At 54.0% G+C, this 16,619-nt stretch carries 14 protein-coding genes; 5 read left to right on the forward strand and 9 right to left on the reverse strand.

What is annotated here, in order from left to right; translation table 11 throughout:
- Both E8L22_RS00960 and E8L22_RS00965 read right to left on the reverse strand, forming a co-directional pair.
- On the reverse strand, positions 1-675 hold the full coding sequence (locus tag E8L22_RS00960) for a DUF6639 family protein (RefSeq protein ID WP_136523428.1): 675 nt from the start codon (positions 673-675) through the stop codon (positions 1-3).
- Positions 676-711: 36 nt separating this feature from the next.
- Complete coding sequence (locus E8L22_RS00965; RefSeq protein WP_136523429.1) at positions 712-1,569, reverse strand: OmpA/MotB family protein; 858 nt, start codon at positions 1,567-1,569, stop codon at positions 712-714.
- Between the two features lie 139 nt (positions 1,570-1,708).
- Between E8L22_RS00965 and E8L22_RS00970 the strand changes: the two genes are divergently transcribed.
- Positions 1,709-1,888: a hypothetical protein gene (locus E8L22_RS00970; RefSeq protein WP_136523430.1), complete on the forward strand. Its 180-nt coding sequence runs from the start codon at positions 1,709-1,711 to the stop codon at positions 1,886-1,888.
- Between the two features lie 208 nt (positions 1,889-2,096).
- Here E8L22_RS00970 and E8L22_RS00975 read toward each other — a convergent pair whose 3' ends face one another.
- Positions 2,097-2,597, reverse strand: a complete 501-nt coding sequence (locus E8L22_RS00975; protein WP_136523431.1) for a chemotaxis protein CheX — start codon at positions 2,595-2,597, stop codon at positions 2,097-2,099.
- Positions 2,598-2,605: 8 nt separating this feature from the next.
- Positions 2,606-3,286 carry a PilZ domain-containing protein gene (locus tag E8L22_RS00980; protein WP_162604754.1) on the reverse strand — a complete coding sequence of 227 codons (681 nt, stop codon included), beginning with the start codon at positions 3,284-3,286 and terminating at the stop codon, positions 2,606-2,608.
- Between the two features lie 321 nt (positions 3,287-3,607).
- Between E8L22_RS00980 and E8L22_RS00985 the strand changes: the two genes are divergently transcribed.
- Positions 3,608-4,066 (forward strand): hypothetical protein, encoded by a 459-nt coding sequence (locus E8L22_RS00985; protein ID WP_136523433.1) that lies wholly within the window; start codon positions 3,608-3,610, stop codon positions 4,064-4,066.
- Between the two features lie 71 nt (positions 4,067-4,137).
- Here E8L22_RS00985 and E8L22_RS00990 read toward each other — a convergent pair whose 3' ends face one another.
- Complete coding sequence (locus E8L22_RS00990) at positions 4,138-4,764, reverse strand: acetate uptake transporter (RefSeq protein WP_136523434.1); 627 nt, start codon at positions 4,762-4,764, stop codon at positions 4,138-4,140.
- A gap of 442 nt (positions 4,765-5,206) precedes the next feature.
- Between E8L22_RS00990 and E8L22_RS00995 the strand changes: the two genes are divergently transcribed.
- Positions 5,207-7,471: a protease pro-enzyme activation domain-containing protein gene (locus E8L22_RS00995; protein ID WP_136523435.1), complete on the forward strand. Its 2,265-nt coding sequence runs from the start codon at positions 5,207-5,209 to the stop codon at positions 7,469-7,471.
- 960 nt (positions 7,472-8,431) lie between these two features.
- Here the strand turns inward: E8L22_RS00995 and E8L22_RS01000 are convergent.
- Entirely contained in the window at positions 8,432-9,109 is a 678-nt protein-coding gene (locus tag E8L22_RS01000; RefSeq protein WP_136523436.1) for a fibronectin type III domain-containing protein, read from the reverse strand.
- A gap of 268 nt (positions 9,110-9,377) precedes the next feature.
- Between E8L22_RS01000 and E8L22_RS01005 the strand changes: the two genes are divergently transcribed.
- Positions 9,378-10,670 carry a DNA cytosine methyltransferase gene (locus E8L22_RS01005; protein ID WP_198420100.1) on the forward strand — a complete coding sequence of 431 codons (1,293 nt, stop codon included), beginning with the start codon at positions 9,378-9,380 and terminating at the stop codon, positions 10,668-10,670.
- Positions 10,592-11,953 (forward strand): very short patch repair endonuclease, encoded by a 1,362-nt coding sequence (gene vsr, locus E8L22_RS01015; protein ID WP_246044503.1) that lies wholly within the window; start codon positions 10,592-10,594, stop codon positions 11,951-11,953. The genes E8L22_RS01005 and vsr overlap by 79 nt, the downstream gene beginning before the upstream one ends.
- Before the next feature lie 182 nt (positions 11,954-12,135).
- On the opposite strand, the gene E8L22_RS01020 is transcribed toward vsr, so the two are convergent.
- The 3 genes from E8L22_RS01020 to E8L22_RS01030 are packed head-to-tail and all read right to left on the reverse strand — an operon-like array spanning position 12,136 to position 16,615.
- Positions 12,136-13,191 carry a response regulator gene (locus E8L22_RS01020; protein ID WP_136523437.1) on the reverse strand — a complete coding sequence of 352 codons (1,056 nt, stop codon included), beginning with the start codon at positions 13,189-13,191 and terminating at the stop codon, positions 12,136-12,138.
- Positions 13,191-15,359 carry an ATP-binding protein gene (locus E8L22_RS01025; RefSeq protein WP_136523438.1) on the reverse strand — a complete coding sequence of 723 codons (2,169 nt, stop codon included), beginning with the start codon at positions 15,357-15,359 and terminating at the stop codon, positions 13,191-13,193. Before E8L22_RS01025 ends, E8L22_RS01020 begins: the two co-directional genes overlap by 1 nt.
- A complete protein-coding gene (locus tag E8L22_RS01030) occupies positions 15,359-16,615 on the reverse strand; it encodes a DNA cytosine methyltransferase (RefSeq protein WP_136523440.1) in 1,257 nt (418 codons plus the stop codon). The genes E8L22_RS01025 and E8L22_RS01030 overlap by 1 nt, the downstream gene beginning before the upstream one ends.
- Positions 16,616-16,619: the final 4 nt, after the last annotated feature.

The raw sequence follows: 16,619 nt of genomic DNA on the forward strand, positions 1-16,619 counted from the left end.
TCACTCGTCGGGAAGACCGTTCAAGAGGAGCTGCCGGACAAAGGCGGCGCCGTTGCCGGGCTTCAGGTAGTGCAGGAACGAATTGATGGCGAACCTGGCCGGATCAAGCAGGTAATAGTTCAGGGTTATATCCTCCACCCCGTCGAACCCGCTCAATTCCCCGTAGTGCTCCAAAATCCTAGCCCGCTCGTCCGGCGCGAGCGTGGCCAGTTGGCTCACGGCCGCTATGTACTCGCTGGCCGTATGGCTTTGCGCTCCGCGGCGGAACCCTCCCTGGGCTGCTGCATGGGCAAGTTCGTGGATGATATAGCTGCGCCAGATTGCCGGGTCAAAGGGGACGCCAAAAGAAGGGGCGGCCCTGGAGGCCTCCAGGGCTGCCCGGTAGTTCAGCAGGTGAATGGAGTTGCTGCGTGGATCGTAGTAACCAAAGGCATGGTCCAAGCTTTTTTCCAGCGGCGCGCCTTCGAGCGTCAGGGTCAGCCCATCCGGCAGGACGAGCCCCAACGACTTCAGAAATGGGGTGCAGGAGCGAACCGCTGCGCAGACGCTCTCGTACTCGTCAGCTGCGGCGGCGGCCACGACGACCACTTCCCCGGGGCAGGCTCCCCGGACGGCAAAGGCATCGGGCGTGCCACGGAAAAGGAAAAGAACGACAAGCAGTGCAACAACTTTCATCCTCTCCCTCCCCCGCTCTGCCGCCCCCTGACCGCTTTACTCCTTGGCGACCAGCACGATCTCGATCCTGCGGTTCTTCGCCCGTCCCTCGTCGGTGTCGTTCGGCGCTACCGGCTTGTACTCGCCGTAGGCCACCGCCGCGAGGAGCGCCGGGTCAAGCCCCTGCTGCTGCAGGTAACGGGTCACGTTAAGCGCGCGCGCCGCGGAAAGCTCCCAGTTGGTGGGATAGCGCTTGGCGAGCTGCCCTACGATCTGGACGTTGTCGGTATGCCCCTCGATGCGCACCGCCTTGTCCTTCACGTTTTTCAGTATGTCGACCACCTTCTGCAGCACGACGAGCCCGTCAGGCTTCACTTCCGCCTTGCCGGAATCGAAGAGCACGGAATCGACCATGTTCACGGTCAGTTTACCTTTAAGTTCAGAGATGGTCACCTGTCCCTTGGAGATCTCCCCTTTCATCTGTTCCAGGAGGTCGCCGTAGGTCTTGCTCGCCTTTTGTACCTCCTCCTCCTTTTGCTTCTGCAGTCCGGCGATGTCGTCCTTAAGCCGCTTGTTCTCACCCTCCACGTCGCCCAGCTTGCGGCTTAACTCGCCGATCTTCTGGTTCTTCGCGTCCGCCGTGGAACGAAGCGACTCCTCGAGCCCCTTCTTGTCCGCCGTCAGCGCGCTCCGCTCGCCGGTCAAGGTCGCCACCTCGCCGTCCAGCCGCTTCACCTCGTTTTTCAGCTGGTCGTTCTCCCCCATCAGGATGTTGTACTGCCCTCGCTGATCCTTGAGGTTCTTCTCCAGGTTTTCCGCCTCCATCTGTTTCTGCTTATAGGTGCCGCTCGTGACGCACCCGGAAAGGGCGAGACAAACGAGGGCTGAGAGACAGACGGACAGTTTACGCTTCATATTCTCCTCCTTGGAACTAAATGATGTGCGATGCCAAAGCACAAGTATGGCGCGTAAAGCGGATGTTGCAATGAGGGAGTGTGCCGTGACTGGATGAAAAGTGGTATAATGCTAGGCAGAGAGAGAGGAGGTATCAGCTATGAGAGAAACGAAGATGCCGACGACTCCGAAGCGTAACGTTGCAATGGAACAGGGGAAGAAGAACCCGGCGATGCTCGCCAAACATGAGATGATGATCCGGCGCGAACCGAACCACAACGTCCACGTCATCACCCCCCACGGCCACGTGCAGAGCGGCCGCAAAGGTCGCAGTGCCTGAGCCCCCAGCTCACGGCGCGACGAAGCCGGCACCCGTCACGGGGCCGGCTTTTTTAATTACACGCCGAAATTCCAACGAGCATGGTGTACGCCCCCCCACGAAGCGCTGCACGGGCCTTGACGTCCCCCCCTTTGCGAAGGGGGGACAGGGGGGATTTGTCTCACCGATGTTCAAACAAAAATAACCGCCAGCGGTGCCACCACTGCGCCTAAGTCGCCCTTTCGAGGTAGACGCAGACAAGGAAATGTCCCGGCCCCTCCCCGAAGGCAAGGGTGAGGGTATCCGGCGCCGCCCCCATGCTGAGGACGTACTCGCTGCCCGACATCACCGAAGGGGTCGACAGGCGCACCTCGTGACCGTTGGCAACGAAGTGGTGCTTGAAGGACCCCCCAATCATGTTGGCGACTTCACCGAGCGCGTCGCGCACGTCATCGTCGCACTCGGTGATCTCCATGCCCAGCATCTGCGAGGCGAACGACAGCGCCGTCGCCTGCTCCGCGTGGATGGCGATCATGCCGTTGTAGCTCCCGGCGAGACCGACCATAGCCGTCACGCAGTCGGTGAACTTCGTCACGGCTTCCACCGGAGTGGAGGACGGCAGCTCCACACCCACCATGGTCGAAAAGATCTCCCGGACGTCCCCGTCGAGATACTCGACCAACTGTTCTTGTGTCGTGTTCAACAGTTCCAGAATGGCAGCGCTTATCATATCGTTTCCTATGTGACCAGTTTGTCCCGGTCTTCGTCTTTTGGAACCCTCAGCAAGGCGAGCAGCGCCTCGTGCAGTTCCTCGGTCAACTCGCCAAAAGCAATTCCTATCCCCGGCAGACGCCGCTCCCCCCAAGGTTGAATGCGTACAACAACCGCCTGTGCTGTGACGCTGACATCATGACTCGGCATCAAGGTGACGCTGATCTCCTCCCCCGCCTGGTAGCGCTCCGGATGCATCGAGAGGATGAAGGCGCCCCCCCAGGAAAGGTTCAGCGTAGCGCCACGCTCATCCCCAACGAGGACCGGAAGCGAGATATCCCGGCGCCGGTGCTGCCTGAGGGGCCTCGCGGTGAACGCCGCGCAGGTCTTAAAAAAGAAGTCCTTGAGGTTGCTGTCCTGCTTCGCGTTTCCCGGCATGATCATCGGGATCAGCATGTTCCCCATCGACTTCACACGGAGGGTCGGGTAGAGCTCGGTCAGGGTGTGGGCGATCACCTTCTCCTCGTCCTTCGCCTTAACCATGGTCACCAGGTCGACGAGTATCCCGCTGAAACTACGGACCAGTGCATGCTCCTGGGCCTCCCTGAAAGAAGCGCAGGGAACGGCACACGATCCGTACGCGACCGGGTTCGCCGCCAGCGCCGCTCTCGACTGGTCATCGTAAGCGATGGCCAGCACTGCGGGCACATCATGCTCCGGTTCTTCACCCGGTGGAAAACTCGACATCGACACCCCTTTTTCCCGAATTCGTCTCGTACCCCTCTCTTTTCGTCCTAGCGGTAATTTTTTGTAGTCTTTTCTTGCAGCGGCTTTCCTTCCCGGAGCGCCCCCCTTCTATCCCCGGGTGCTCACGCGCATCGTTTACGAAAGAGAAAACTCATATTGCACGAACCTTCGTCTCCTGTTAATATAACAGCGGTCTATTTTCGCACCGTGCGAGAAACGACCCGGAGAACCAAGCGCAAGATAAGCGCCCTCCATCAGGGCGGGACACAGACGAGGCACAGCGTGAAAGAAACGGACAGGGTCGTGGAAGCGCCGAACGAAAACAAGAAGCCTCTCGCGCTGGTCCCGCTGACCGGCGTCTACCTCCTTTCCATGCTCGTCACCCTCTCCCACCTGGGCGATCCGTTCCCCTTCATGGGAAGGCTGTACGAGGGCGATGCCGCCGAGCATCTGATTTTTGCCGACAGCATCCTTTCCCTTTACCTCATCATGGGGATCCTGAAGCGGCAGCGGCTTACGCTTTGGCTGCTCATCGGCTACAACTTTCTAGCGAGCTGCAACGGCATCTCCAACCTCTTGCTTCTGCCGGTGCAGCACGTGATGACCGCCACCGGGACCATGGTTCCCGACTACCACTACCGCGTCAACGCCTTCTGTGTCTTCGTCCTCTTCCTGCTACTGAACGTCTTTCTCTACTTCAACCGCAACCGCTTCGACAACAGATCCATATACCTTTGGTAGCCCCAAAATAAAAAAGGGCCATGCCGTCGGCATGGCCCTTCTCTTTTATTCAGTTTATGAAGAGTAGGCTGTTACGCCTTCACCTTCTCAGCCGCGAGGACTTCGGAAGGCTCGGCGTCTTTGAGCCATGCCTCGCCCACCGGCAGCTTGATGCCGGACTCGGCGTACACGCCTACCGCCATCAGGTAAAGCGCGGAGAATGCGCAGATGAGCAGGTCGTAAGCGGCGAAGGTCCCGGCGAGGGCGCTGCCGGTGAACTCTTTCACGTCAAGGCCGATGAAGCCCAGAAGCAGGGTGAGGAAGATGAACGCAAGCGTTGCGTGGTGTTTCATCGATGCGATGAAGAGGATGAAGGTGAAGATGGTCCAGGCCACGAGGTAGAAGCCGAGGTCAGTCGCGCTGAAGGCGAGGGTCGGATAGGATTTCGCCAGTTCGGGGCTCTTCCCGAAGATGATCATCAGGCACAGCGAGATCCAGAAGGCGCCGTAGCCGGTGAAGGCGCAGAACCCGAAGTTGTTGTTGGTTCTGAACTCCATCAGGCCCGCGATCAGCTGCGCCGTACCGCCGAAACAGAGCCCGAGCCAGAGCACGGGGGCGATACCGCACCAACCGAGGTTGTGGCATTGCAGCACGAAAGTCGTCATTCCGAAGCCGGCAAGGCCGACCACCGCGGGATTTCCCAGTTTCACATCACTCATTTTTTTCCTCCTTAGCATTGCGATGTCACTTCGCTATGCATTGTGTATACGCAATTACCGTACCAGTGTCACGACGATGTGCCTCCATTAAATTACTCCGCTAATCCAACACGTTACAGCCGAGCCTCCCAGCCAGAGTCGAACGGTTATTTTTGCAGATCTGCAAAATGCGCCTGCCGCCCGATCGACAAAACGCACACAAAAAAAACGGCAATCCCGCAACTTGCACCAATTCGCACGATCATGACGGCCGTTTTCGCATAAATGCAAAAAATCGGCACGCGCCAGGGCCGTCGCGAGCGCCTGATCGCGCTGCAGTCATTCCGATAACTTCGCCTGCGACAACGCTTTTTTCAGCCGTACCGCTAAAGTTTGGCCGGAAGGTGCCGATTGGAGAAGTCCAGCAGCACAGGTTTCTTTCACCCTTATCCGGAGGCACGTTTTGAAAGTCGCGTTGAAGCTGTTTCCCATTTCCGTCCTGCTCCTGCTCGTCATGGCAGCGGGGGTCCCGTCCTCTTCCTGGGCCGGCGCCACGGCCAAGGTCAGACTCGCCGGTCACATGCCGGCACGCAGCATCGCCAATGCCAAGAGGCTTAACCGATTACCGGCAGCAACGCAGATGAGATTCTCTTTCACCCTTCCCCTGCGCAACCAGGCGGAGCTGAACGATCTATTGAAGCGCATGTACGACCCCAGCGACCCGCAGTACGGCCATTATCTCACCGGGCGACAGTTCACCGATCGTTTCGCACCGAGCGCCGCGGACTACGAGGCGGTGAAGAAATACGCGAAAGAGATTGGGCTCACCATCACCGGCACCCATGAAAACCGCACCGTCCTCGACGTCGCAGGTCCTGCCGCCGCGGTCGAGGCCGCGTTCGAGCTGCAGATGCACCAGTACCAGGCGCAAAGCGGCCGCAACTTCATCGCCCCAGACCGCGACCCGGGCGTTCCGGGCGCCATCGCCGCATGCATAAACGGCGTCATCGGCCTGGACAGCGCCGCCAAGTGGCGCACGCACAGCCACTCCACCCGTGCCGCCGGTCTCCCCATGGCCACCCCGTACCAGATCGGTACCGGCCCCGGGGGCGGCATGACTCCCAAGGATATCGCGGCGGCCTACAACCTCGCACCGGTAACCGCGACCGGCACCGGACAAACCCTCGCGCTCTTCCAGCTCGACGGCTACACCCCTTCCGACATTGCCGCCTATGCCAGATATTACGGACTTCCCACGGTACCTCTGCAGAACGTGCTGGTAGACGGCTTTTCCGGCGCGCCGGGTTCCGGTGCGGGAGAAGTCACCCTGGACATCGAACTGCAGATGGCGATGGCGCCCGGTGCGAGCCGGATCATCGTCTACCAGGGGCCCAACACCACCAAAGGGGTACTCGACACCTACAACCGGATCGCCACCGACAACCTCGCTAAACAGGTGAGTACCTCATGGGGGCTCAGCGAGGGGGATAGCGGCTCCGCCTTTTTGAGCAGCGAAAACGCCATCTTCCAGCAGATGGCGGCCCAGGGGCAGACCATCTACGCCGCAGCCGGTGACAGCGGGGCCTATGACAACGGCTCCACCCTGAGCGTCGACGATCCGGCTTCACAGCCGTACGTCGTCGGCGTTGGAGGGACCAGGCTTTATCTCGACGGCAGCGGCGCATACAGCCGCGAGTCCACCTGGAACGGCGGCACGGTGTCCGGCGGGGCGGGCGGAGGCGGCGTCAGCTATTTCTGGCCCATCCCATCCTGGCAGCAGAAACTTTCGAACGTCGCCTCCTCCGTGATGAGAAACGTCCCGGACGTAGCGCTGAACGCCGATCCCGGTACCGGCTACTCGATCTACTTCCAGGGACAGTGGTGGATCTACGGAGGCACGAGTTGCGCGGCACCACTTTGGGCGGCCTTCACCGCCAGGGTGAACCAGCAGCGCGCAACCGGCGGCCTTTCCCCCTTGGGTTTCGCGAACCCGACCCTGTACCAGCTCGGCACCGGATCCGGCTACGACACGAGCTTCCACGACGTCGCCGACAGCACAACGAACCTCTACTATCCGGCCATCACCGGCTACGACAACGCCACCGGCTGGGGCTCCTTCAACGGCGCGAACCTGTTCACCGCCCTGGCACCCGCGAGCTCCTCCACAACGACTACGCCCACGGTGAGCGTCCCGGCCGCCCCGACAGCGCTCAAGGCCACCGCCGGCAACGGCTACGTCGCCCTCAGTTGGAGTGCCGCCAGCGGTGCAACCAGTTACAGCGTGTACCGCGGCACCGCCCCCGGCCAAGAGGGAAGCACCCCGGTGAAGACCGGCCTCACCACGACCTCCTACACCGACAGCGTGCCCAACGGGACCACCTACTATTACAAGGTGTCCGCCGTGAACAGCGCCGGAAGCTCGCCCTTTTCCAACGAGGCGTACGCCACTCCGACCGCGCCGCTAGCCTTCACCGGCGGGCTGTCCGGCTCGATCGGTACTACCATCGCGCAGATCCAGTGGTACACAAACCTGCCGTCCAACTCCGTCATCCGTTACGGCACCTCTTCCGGCAGTCTGAGCAAGTTGGTCTCGAGCAGCGCTCTCGTCACCTCGCACGTGCTGAAGCTCTCCTCCCTTTCCCGGAGGACCACCTACTACTTCCAGGCCTCTTCCAGCGCCGGAGGAAGCACCATCACCTCCGGGCTCTACTATTTCCGGACGCAGTAGCGTAGAGGTTACAGACGCCAGATCAGCAGAAGAAAACAGCAAAACCGCACAAGTGCCGGTTCCCAAATTGTGGGGACCGGCACTCCCTCGCCCGGCTTCAGCTCCCGCCCCCATTACTCCGAACCTTCAGCACTTTTCCATGGTTCTGCAAGGAATTCCGGGGAAGCACGTATGAGTTAGCCTCGAAGCAATGAGCGCGGCATCACGTCCCCCCCTTTGCGAAGGGGGAGCCTGGGGGGATTTGCCTTGGTCGGACCATACAAGCTCCTGCTGCCGCAGCCGCCGCGCACGCGGCTTTAAGATGCAGAACAACGCTTCGCAGCCTAGAGGTTTGAATCCCTGTTGCTTCATTTCCATCCGCCCAACCACAGTTTAAATCCCTCCGGCGCAGTTTTAAAATCCGCTCCTCAATTCAAATCCCCCGACGGCAGTTTTAATTGCCACCGCTCGGTTTAAACTGAGCCGCCTCCGTTCAAATCCGCCGGCCAAGGTTTTAATTGCTCTTCCACCGTTCAAACTGCGCCCTCGGAGTTTCGATTGCCCCGCGAGAATTTAAATGCCTCCGCCGCCGTTAAAATTGCTGCGCAGCCGTTCAAAAACCGCGTCAGCAGTTTTAACTGCCGCACTTACCGTTCCAATCCGTCCCCCACTGTTTCGAGGATTCATCAGCAATTCCAATCCTACATCTACAGTTTTGCTCACTGCCCCTGGATTCAAATGCGCAGCGGCCAGTTTAAATTGCTGCATCGCGGTTCGAACTTTGCCGTCGGGTTTTCAACTGGTGAGGCGCCATTTCGATATACGGTAGCAGTTTTGGTGGGTGTCTTTGGCTGTGGGACTGGGCTTGAAGGGAGGGGTACGAGGGGAAGGAGGGAATTGCCTAAGAACTGAAGGGGTAATGGACCGAGGGCGGGGGGGAGCAAACAGCCCACGCCGCCCTCGTCGCCAATGTTTGTTTCCTTACCCTACGATGATATCAACCGGAGCGCTCCAGGGGCTCGTCTCGTTATCGCCGTGGCTCCTCACCCTGAAGTAGTACCAGGCTGACCGCTCCAGGTCCGGGATGAAGATCCTGACTTTTTTGAAGTTGCCCAAGAGCTGCCACGATTGCTCGCTTGTAGGTGCGCCTTTACAGAACTGGACTTCGTAGATCCCGGCGCCGGGGTCCCTCTCGATGGTCAGGACAATTGAGCCCGGGTGATCGCCCCTCTTGGCCGTCACCTTCAACTGCTGCTTGGTGACTGAGGTCGACGCGTGGGTTCTCTTCGTCTTTTCTTTCAACTCGTGCCCCACGTTCAGGAGCAGGCTCTCATCGTTTAGGTGCCTGGCTCTCATGACGATGTAGCTTGCGTTGAAGTGGATCGACTCCAGTGTCGCGATACGCTCGAGGTCGCGTTCCTTGATGGCCAAGATATCCTTGTACTTCGCGGCCTCTTCCTTCTGCGACAGGGCGGCGGCATGTTCCCTGAAACGCGCCGGTCCAGCCACCCAGTCCGGCATGTCCTTGCCGTGGAAGGGGTGCTGCTCCTGCTTGGTCGCGGCATCGAGCAGCCAGCCAACCAGCGCGAGATGGTTCATTTCCGCGAAATGGCTCATGACAAACACGTTGTTGGTCACGGGTATCAACGATTGCAACATGCTTTTCCCTCCTTATGGTAAGTTTTTCTCTCAGCGTGTTATCAGTTAGAGTAGCCTAACGGCTTTGCGTGTCAATGAATTTTTTTTAACCAAGTGATGATATTTGTTGATCCCGTGCTCTCCCACAGTTCTCCGCTTTGTTGATGCGATGGCGGTGCGGCAACCTTCCACCGACGCCGGTCCTGCCTACCGTCCTTCAGCTTGACTCACCCCACCATAAAAGGGTACAAAAGGTAGCGTTTTAATCCCAGTGAACAGAGGCTGACAGTTGGCATCCGGAAAATATAAGAAAGTCGCAAAAGACATCCCTATCGTCGCGGAGGAAGAAACGGTTTACCGCCAACGGATCGGGGGGCTGCTCCCCGAACCGCAGTGCAAGCCTAAGTTGATCGACCTGTTTGCCGGTGCAGGCGGCATGACTCTGGGGTTCACGAAACTGGCAGGCCACAGTTTCGAGCCTGTTTGGGCCAACGACTTCAACGACTACGCCGCCAAAACGTACAACGCCAATTTCGGCGGTCACTGCATCGTCGGTGATATCGTGGACATTCTGAGCGATCCGATGACCGTCATCCCGCAAGCCGACGTAGTCATCGGCGGCCCCCCCTGCCAGGGATTCAGCCTGCTCAACAAGTTCCGCGACGGCGACGTGAGAAAGCAGTTGTGGCGGCCGTACATGGAAGTGGTCGAGAAGTCGGGCGCATCCGTATTCGTCATGGAAAACGTGCCCCAGCTGCTTGATTCCTTCGAGCACGGGGAGATAGTCGAAATCGCCCGGGGAATGGGATTCCACGTGCGTTGGGCGAAGCTGTGCGCCGCCGACTACGGCGCACCGCAGGTCAGATGGCGCGCCTTCATCGTCGGCTGCAAGTTCGCCGACCCCGCTGCCGTATTTCCGCCGAAGAAGACCCATTTCAACCCGAACAACGGGCACCGCAAAGCCTTCTCCGAGGAGTTCGACGCCTACATAACCGATCCGGCTCCCTGGCGTACGGTCCGCGATGCGATAGGCGATCTCCCCGCCCCGGAAGGAATCGAGGTCCGCGACGTACCCGCTCCGCTCGACATCCACTTCGGCCGCACCCCGACGGCACTGAGCATCGAGAGGTACAAATCGATCCCCGAAGAGGGGATGAACAGATTCGACCTGCAGAAGAGGGCGCCGCACCTGACCCCTGCCTGCTGGGTGCGCAAGACCTCGGGGGGGACCGACCTGTTCGGGCGACTGTGGTGGGACCGGCCGTCCGTCACGATCCGGACCGAATTTTTCAAACCCGAAAAGGGACGCTACCTGCATCCGGTGCAGCATCGCCCCATCACTCACCGGGAGGCCGCAAGGCTGCAATCATTCCCCGACGACTTCCGGTTCCTCGGGACCAAGACGGAGATTGCAAGGCAGATCGGCAATGCGGTTCCCCCTCGCCTTGCCGCCAGGATTGCCGATTCGGTCTACACCCTGCTCATCTCGAAAGGCGCGAGCGAATGTCCGACGTCTTCAACAAGGAAAAACGAAGCTGGATCATGTCCCGAATCCGGGGAGGCAATACAAAACCCGAGATAACGGTCCGAAAGCTCCTTCACGGCTTGGGCTTTCGTTTCAGGCTTCACGTCAAAACTCTTCCGGGCAAGCCGGACATCGTGTTGCCTCGTCACCGGAAGGTGATACTCGTGCACGGTTGTTTTTGGCACGGCCATCAAGACTGCTCGAAGGCGAAGAGGCCCGCGACCAACGCCGAGTTCTGGGATGCCAAGATAACAGCGAACATCGAGCGCGACCGGCGCAACAAATCGGTTCTTGAAGACGCAGGATGGCAGGTGCTCGAACTCTGGACCTGCGAATTGAAGGATCCGGAGGAGCTGTCCGGAAGGCTGAAGTCTTTTTTATTGAATGAAGGTTCTGCCGGAGGGGTATCAATGGCGCGTCGCTCGAAACAAGAAGAACCCGAGTCACTTCGAAAACGATTGGTCGAGCTTTTGGCCGACTTCGAACAGGAACTGGAGAAAGGAGATTTACGTTCAAAGGTCCTGTGTCTCGTCCCCGCCCACAACCTTCTACGTGATCTCGGCAGTTCTCTCATTTCAAAGGAATACGCGCCCTCAGCTCGGGAGCGGATCATTCACTACCTGCAAAAATATCCGCGCACGGTGATAAGCGGAAACGAACTGATGGTGGTGGCCGGGATCGGCGAATGGGCGAGAAGAGTTCGAGAGCTGCGGGTTCAATTCGGATGGTCCGTGGTCAACGGCGTGACGGCCAAAGAGATGAGCAAGGAAGGTGACCTTCCCCTGGAGTCCGTCGATGTCTCAAAGATGGGACCGGACGACTATCTGTTGCTGGACGAAACCCAGGATCGTGATGCGGCCTTCAGGTGGAATACGGCAAACGAAATCCGCCGTAAGAAGACGAGCGTTCAGAGCAAAATCCTGGAGTATATGAGAGTCAACATAGGCAAGCAGATCACAGGCGAGGAACTCCGCTATGTCGCAGACAACAAAAGTGAATGGGCAAGGCGCGTACGCGAATTGCGGACGGAACAGGGGTGGCCGGTAGCTACCAGGACAACCGGCATGCCGGATCTGCCGGTCGGCGTGTACTTACTGGTGGAAGACCGCCAGGCTCCTGAGCATGACCGTGTGATCCCGGATGCCGTACGAAGGGCAGTACTGCAACGCGATGACTACAAGTGTAGTGAATGCGGGTGGCACCATGAAAAATGGAATCCATCCGACCCCAGACATCTGGAAGCACACCATGTCCAGCAACACGCCAAAGGCGGTGCAAATACCGAAGAGAACCTCATCACCTTATGCAACATCTGCCATGACAAAGCCCACAGGAAGTAGGCTTCCTGGTTCTCCCCAATGCGACCACCTTTTATAGAGTAATCATCGAATAGGCAAATCTGAGCAGCGGCCCCTCCTTTCTCCTCCATTCTAATGACATCTTGCGACAACCCTCTTGCTCCCAAATCCGGAACTTTGCAACTTTGCAAGCCTGGCACCAGATCCCGCATCCATATTCGGACCTACAACAACGATTCCGCTAATTTCTTAAAATCAAAGTCGGGTTGTCCTTGACGTGCGTAGAAGGATGAAAACCTAGCTACTATAGCTTTAACAAAAGGCGCCGATAGCTGAGCAACTGGTTTTCCGTATTCAGCTTCAAAAACTCCTTTATCGACGGAATGCGTCCATCTAAAATTGATGAATCCAGCCGTAAACAAAGTCGTTTTTGGTAAGTAGTGATAATAGTCATTGTGATTATTCTTCAACAAAACCGCAAGCTTTGAAACTTGTTTGCCAGCTTTTATTCCTTCAAGGACTGCAGCCTTTATGACATCAAAATCCTCAATTTGAGATAAGAGAATTTTATCAGTCTTGCAAGTACCACCGGGACGAACAACAAGGTCACAGGCGGGGCTGACAACAACAAATCGTTTGTCATCAGCACGACGGACAACAACGCTGCCGGTTTTTAGCTGGTCAGCGATTGGCGGTATTACATACATTTCTTCCGGATGAGATGGATTATCATCGCCATCTAATAACTCAAGGAGATGGTTTAGAACGGTACGCAGGATGGCTTTTTCTGTCTCATTTCCTTCAGATACATAGCTTTTCCAAGAATCAACTTGCGGTAAAAGGTGATCCCAAAAAATCTTAGTCATGGCAGTCTCTATTTCACCCCTGCCTCCCATAACTTTTGTTATACCTGTCCTATAGACCGCAAACAATTTATCAAAAATGTCGGCATAACTAATTTCACCTTTTTTGAAAGAACCAATAAATCCGCATTCTGCGGTAGCATTTTCAGGGGTACCTGTTAGGATTGCTATCGGAATCCTTGACGCTTTATGTATTTCTTTTATGACATCATTACCTTCTGTCCCAGCGTCAGCTAACTTAATGTCTATAATGGCGCCGTCAAAAGATGAATCAACGCATTCAAACGCTTGTTCCTTACTTTTTGCAACAATGCAGGTCATATCAGTCTTATTTTTTAGATTGTATGTGCGGATGGTGCTGGTACAGGCTTCAATATCAACATCATTGTCTTCAACCAACAATAACTTGAAGTTCATCAAACTCCTCCAAATGGTTGAAGCCTAAAATAGGCTCCATTGTCAGACTCAAAAGCCTGTATCTGTAAACCATTCCTTGATGCAGCTTCACCCGCAATCGCCAGACCCAAACCAGTGCCTGAGGGTTTCGTCGAAAATTCAGGCTCAAATATAACCTGGCTTTCAATAAGATGCTTTTCGATACCAGGTCCAGAGTCTCTGTAATCTAGGTAAGACAAAGACCCATTGCTAGAAACAATTTTTACATTGAGGTATCTATTTCGAGATTCTTTTTCACTAATCCAAAAGATGCTATTTTCAATAAGGTTAGTCATTATGATATATATATCAGAAGACCAACCAGTGAAAGGTACTGCATCTAGATCAGATTCAAGCTTGATATATATATTATTCTTAATAAGCTCCTCTTCGAAGACATCAAAGGACTTTTTCACAGTCAACACAATGTCGAACTGCTCCTTTGCTTTCCGTTTGGCGGCAGCCAACGGATCAAGTTTACCAAACAGGTTAACAAACATCTGGGCACTTTTTCGAATCCCATCTGCGATAGATACAATCTCATCAAGGTATTGATCAACTCGCTCCACTTTAAATTCATCTACCCATATATTAAGGTTAGGGATTTGACTCTTAAAGTAGTTAAGTGGCCTTCTCCCCTCATGAAGTATGACGTTTATAATCTTACCTAAAGTTGCCTGTCCTTGGTAAATCGCAACGGCTCTACGAATATCTTCAACTATTTTGTTATTCTTGTCTTCTTTTTCAGTGATTATAGTAACGATATCTTCAGCAAGTTTCGGATCTATTCCTGTACGGGATAGCTTTTTCCTTATACCTGTTTTAATATCTTCAAAATTAAATAATTTTTCAAGCTCCCGTTCAACCTTAACTACAGGTCTACTTAAGCCAGCTTTATTCCGGTAAGCAAATCTCCTCTCTTCAAGGTTACGTATAACAGCAATTGTGATATCTTTGAGATTTCTAAAAGCACTGTTTTCCTTCAAGCCATCCCTAGCACTTTTCTCCTCAAGATGGGACAACTCTTCAGACTCAATTTCGACATAACCGATAACCTGGTTACTGCCTATCCTTATTGATGGCATTTGAACACGTTGTTCATTCAGCTTAAGCCAATCAAAATCTGGATCTCCTAATGGCCTAATTCGGAAACCATTCCTATATACCCCAATACCGTTGTTTTTATTTAGAAGATTTTTGGCTTCATTCTTCCCAACATAGTTGCCAGCATCATTAACTAGCCCTCTCCTGATCAGCTGGTCAATGGCGTCACTTTCTCGATCATAAACCCGTATATCAAATGACAACTTACCACAGCCAGTTTCATATTTAAGTTTTACTGGTATTGTCTCATCAACTGTATTCTTAGCTTTTTGATTTTTAAAAACGAGTAAACCTGTTCCGTTTTTTTCTATTGAGCCTGATACCCGGTAGTCATAAAGCTCAAATAAAGGAATAGGTTGAATTTCTTTCTTATATATTTTGTTCGATTCAAAGAAAAACCCGTCTACTATGATTATGATAGAGAAGGCTGTATTGCCAGCCTTTGCAGCTTGTATCTTTTCAACTGGTGAAATCAGTTTTTGGAGTTCAAATTCCAAAGTTTTAATTTCATTGGAAGACCATGCAGCACGATACTTACCTTTACCAGTTATCGTCAACTTTGTGCCACAGCTGTCATTCGTGTGTGAGGCTAACACGTCAATTTCAACATCTGAGAGATATTCCGCTGTCTCAAATCGAGCCCACTCAAGATAGACCTCTGTCCTCTCACCACCAGCAGAGATAGTCTCTAAACGCAAATCAGAGCCGAGAATTGACGCAGCGTAACGCCCTATCCCCTTTCGGCCCTGCATGACTCTACCACCAGGACTGACCCTACTTTCAACCTTACCTTTCGTCGACGGAACGAGCCATTGATCAATTACGACCTTTTTTGACATTCCGTGTCCGTCATCCGAAACAGTTATAATTACGCTTTCCTCGTCTTCAGAAAGCCCAATTGAAACCGTAACAGACCTTGCATCTGCGTCGTATGCGTTTTTTACCAGTTCTATGACTGCAGCGTAATGGTCCTGAATAAGATCTTCGCCTATGGTAAGCAGATGACGACCAGCGGGCCTGATTCTATGCTTTTCAGTTGCACTCATCACCAAACCTCCAGAAGTTTTTGTGCAATTTTTTGGGCAAGTAGGACTGGTACCGCGTTCCCAATCTGCCTGAAGGCCGGTGATCTACCTGGAATATCAGTCGTACTTTCAAAGAAATAGTCATCCGGGAATGTTTGGAGTCTTGCTGCTTCTCTGGGAGTCAACGATCGACACTGCTCTATGTCGGGGTGGATGGAGAAATGGCCATCTTGTGATATATGAGCAACGATTGTATGTGAAAATGGCATATCTCCAGCAATTACTTTAAACCTATCTAAGAAAGAAGTTCGATTTTCGTGAGTCTTTAGATGTTCTGGCAGATCATTATAATCAAGTCGCTCATGACTTTTATTCCATTTAGTTATAGCTATCTTATATATTTCTAGATCTCGATCATTCTGAGTCCTAGCAGAATGAAAAGTTACTGGAAACAGGTCATTTTTAATTGCTGCTTTATACAAATATGTCCCTTGATAAGGCTTTACTTCGCAAGGTCGTACCGATCCTTGCCCTGCACAAAGAGGTGGTAGATCTTTAAATACTTCATTTACAACCACGTTTATTGGCATCCATGTTTCTGGATTAGGGTAAAAGCCGGTTGTCATACCACGTTTTCCAACCAATATAATCCTTGATCTATTTTGGAGAACGCCATAGTTGCTCGCAGACAGAATATTATGCTCTGTCTCATACCCAACTTCTTTGAACAAAAATCGCATTTTATCAAAATACAAGTCACCATCGGGTGCTTTTGCCGACAATAACCCTGCTACATTCTCAAAGACAAAGTACCTTGGCCTATATCTTCTAAGAAATTCAGCATAAAAAGTATATAGGTAGTTCCTTTTATCACCACGCATCTTATTCTTGTCACGAGATCTTCCAACAAGCGAATATGCCTGGCATGGTGGCCCACCAATAATCAAGTCAAGCTCTCTACCATTTAACAATTCGTCGACAGTATCGAAAATTGTGGACAAGCTCTCTTGGCCTATTTCAGCATTGATAACAGAAGCAATTTCAGAAGGCGGAACCGAGTCATAAAGGTCCGACCTGGATATATTTCCCTGGAGATAGTCAATGTAACGGTCATGACGGCCTTGTTGGGTTAGCCAATGATATGCTGTTCGCGTCTTTAATGTAAAACAAGCAGCCTTATCTGCTTCAACGTGTGCCACTGGGCTAAACCCAGCTCGGATAAAGCCCTCTGAGAGACCGCCACCACCAGCAAATAGATCAAGGAAAGTTAAAGGCATAGAT

Origin of the sequence: Geomonas ferrireducens, assembly GCF_004917065.1 — a bacterium.
GTDB classification, from domain to species: Bacteria; Desulfobacterota; Desulfuromonadia; order Geobacterales; family Geobacteraceae; genus Geomonas; species Geomonas ferrireducens.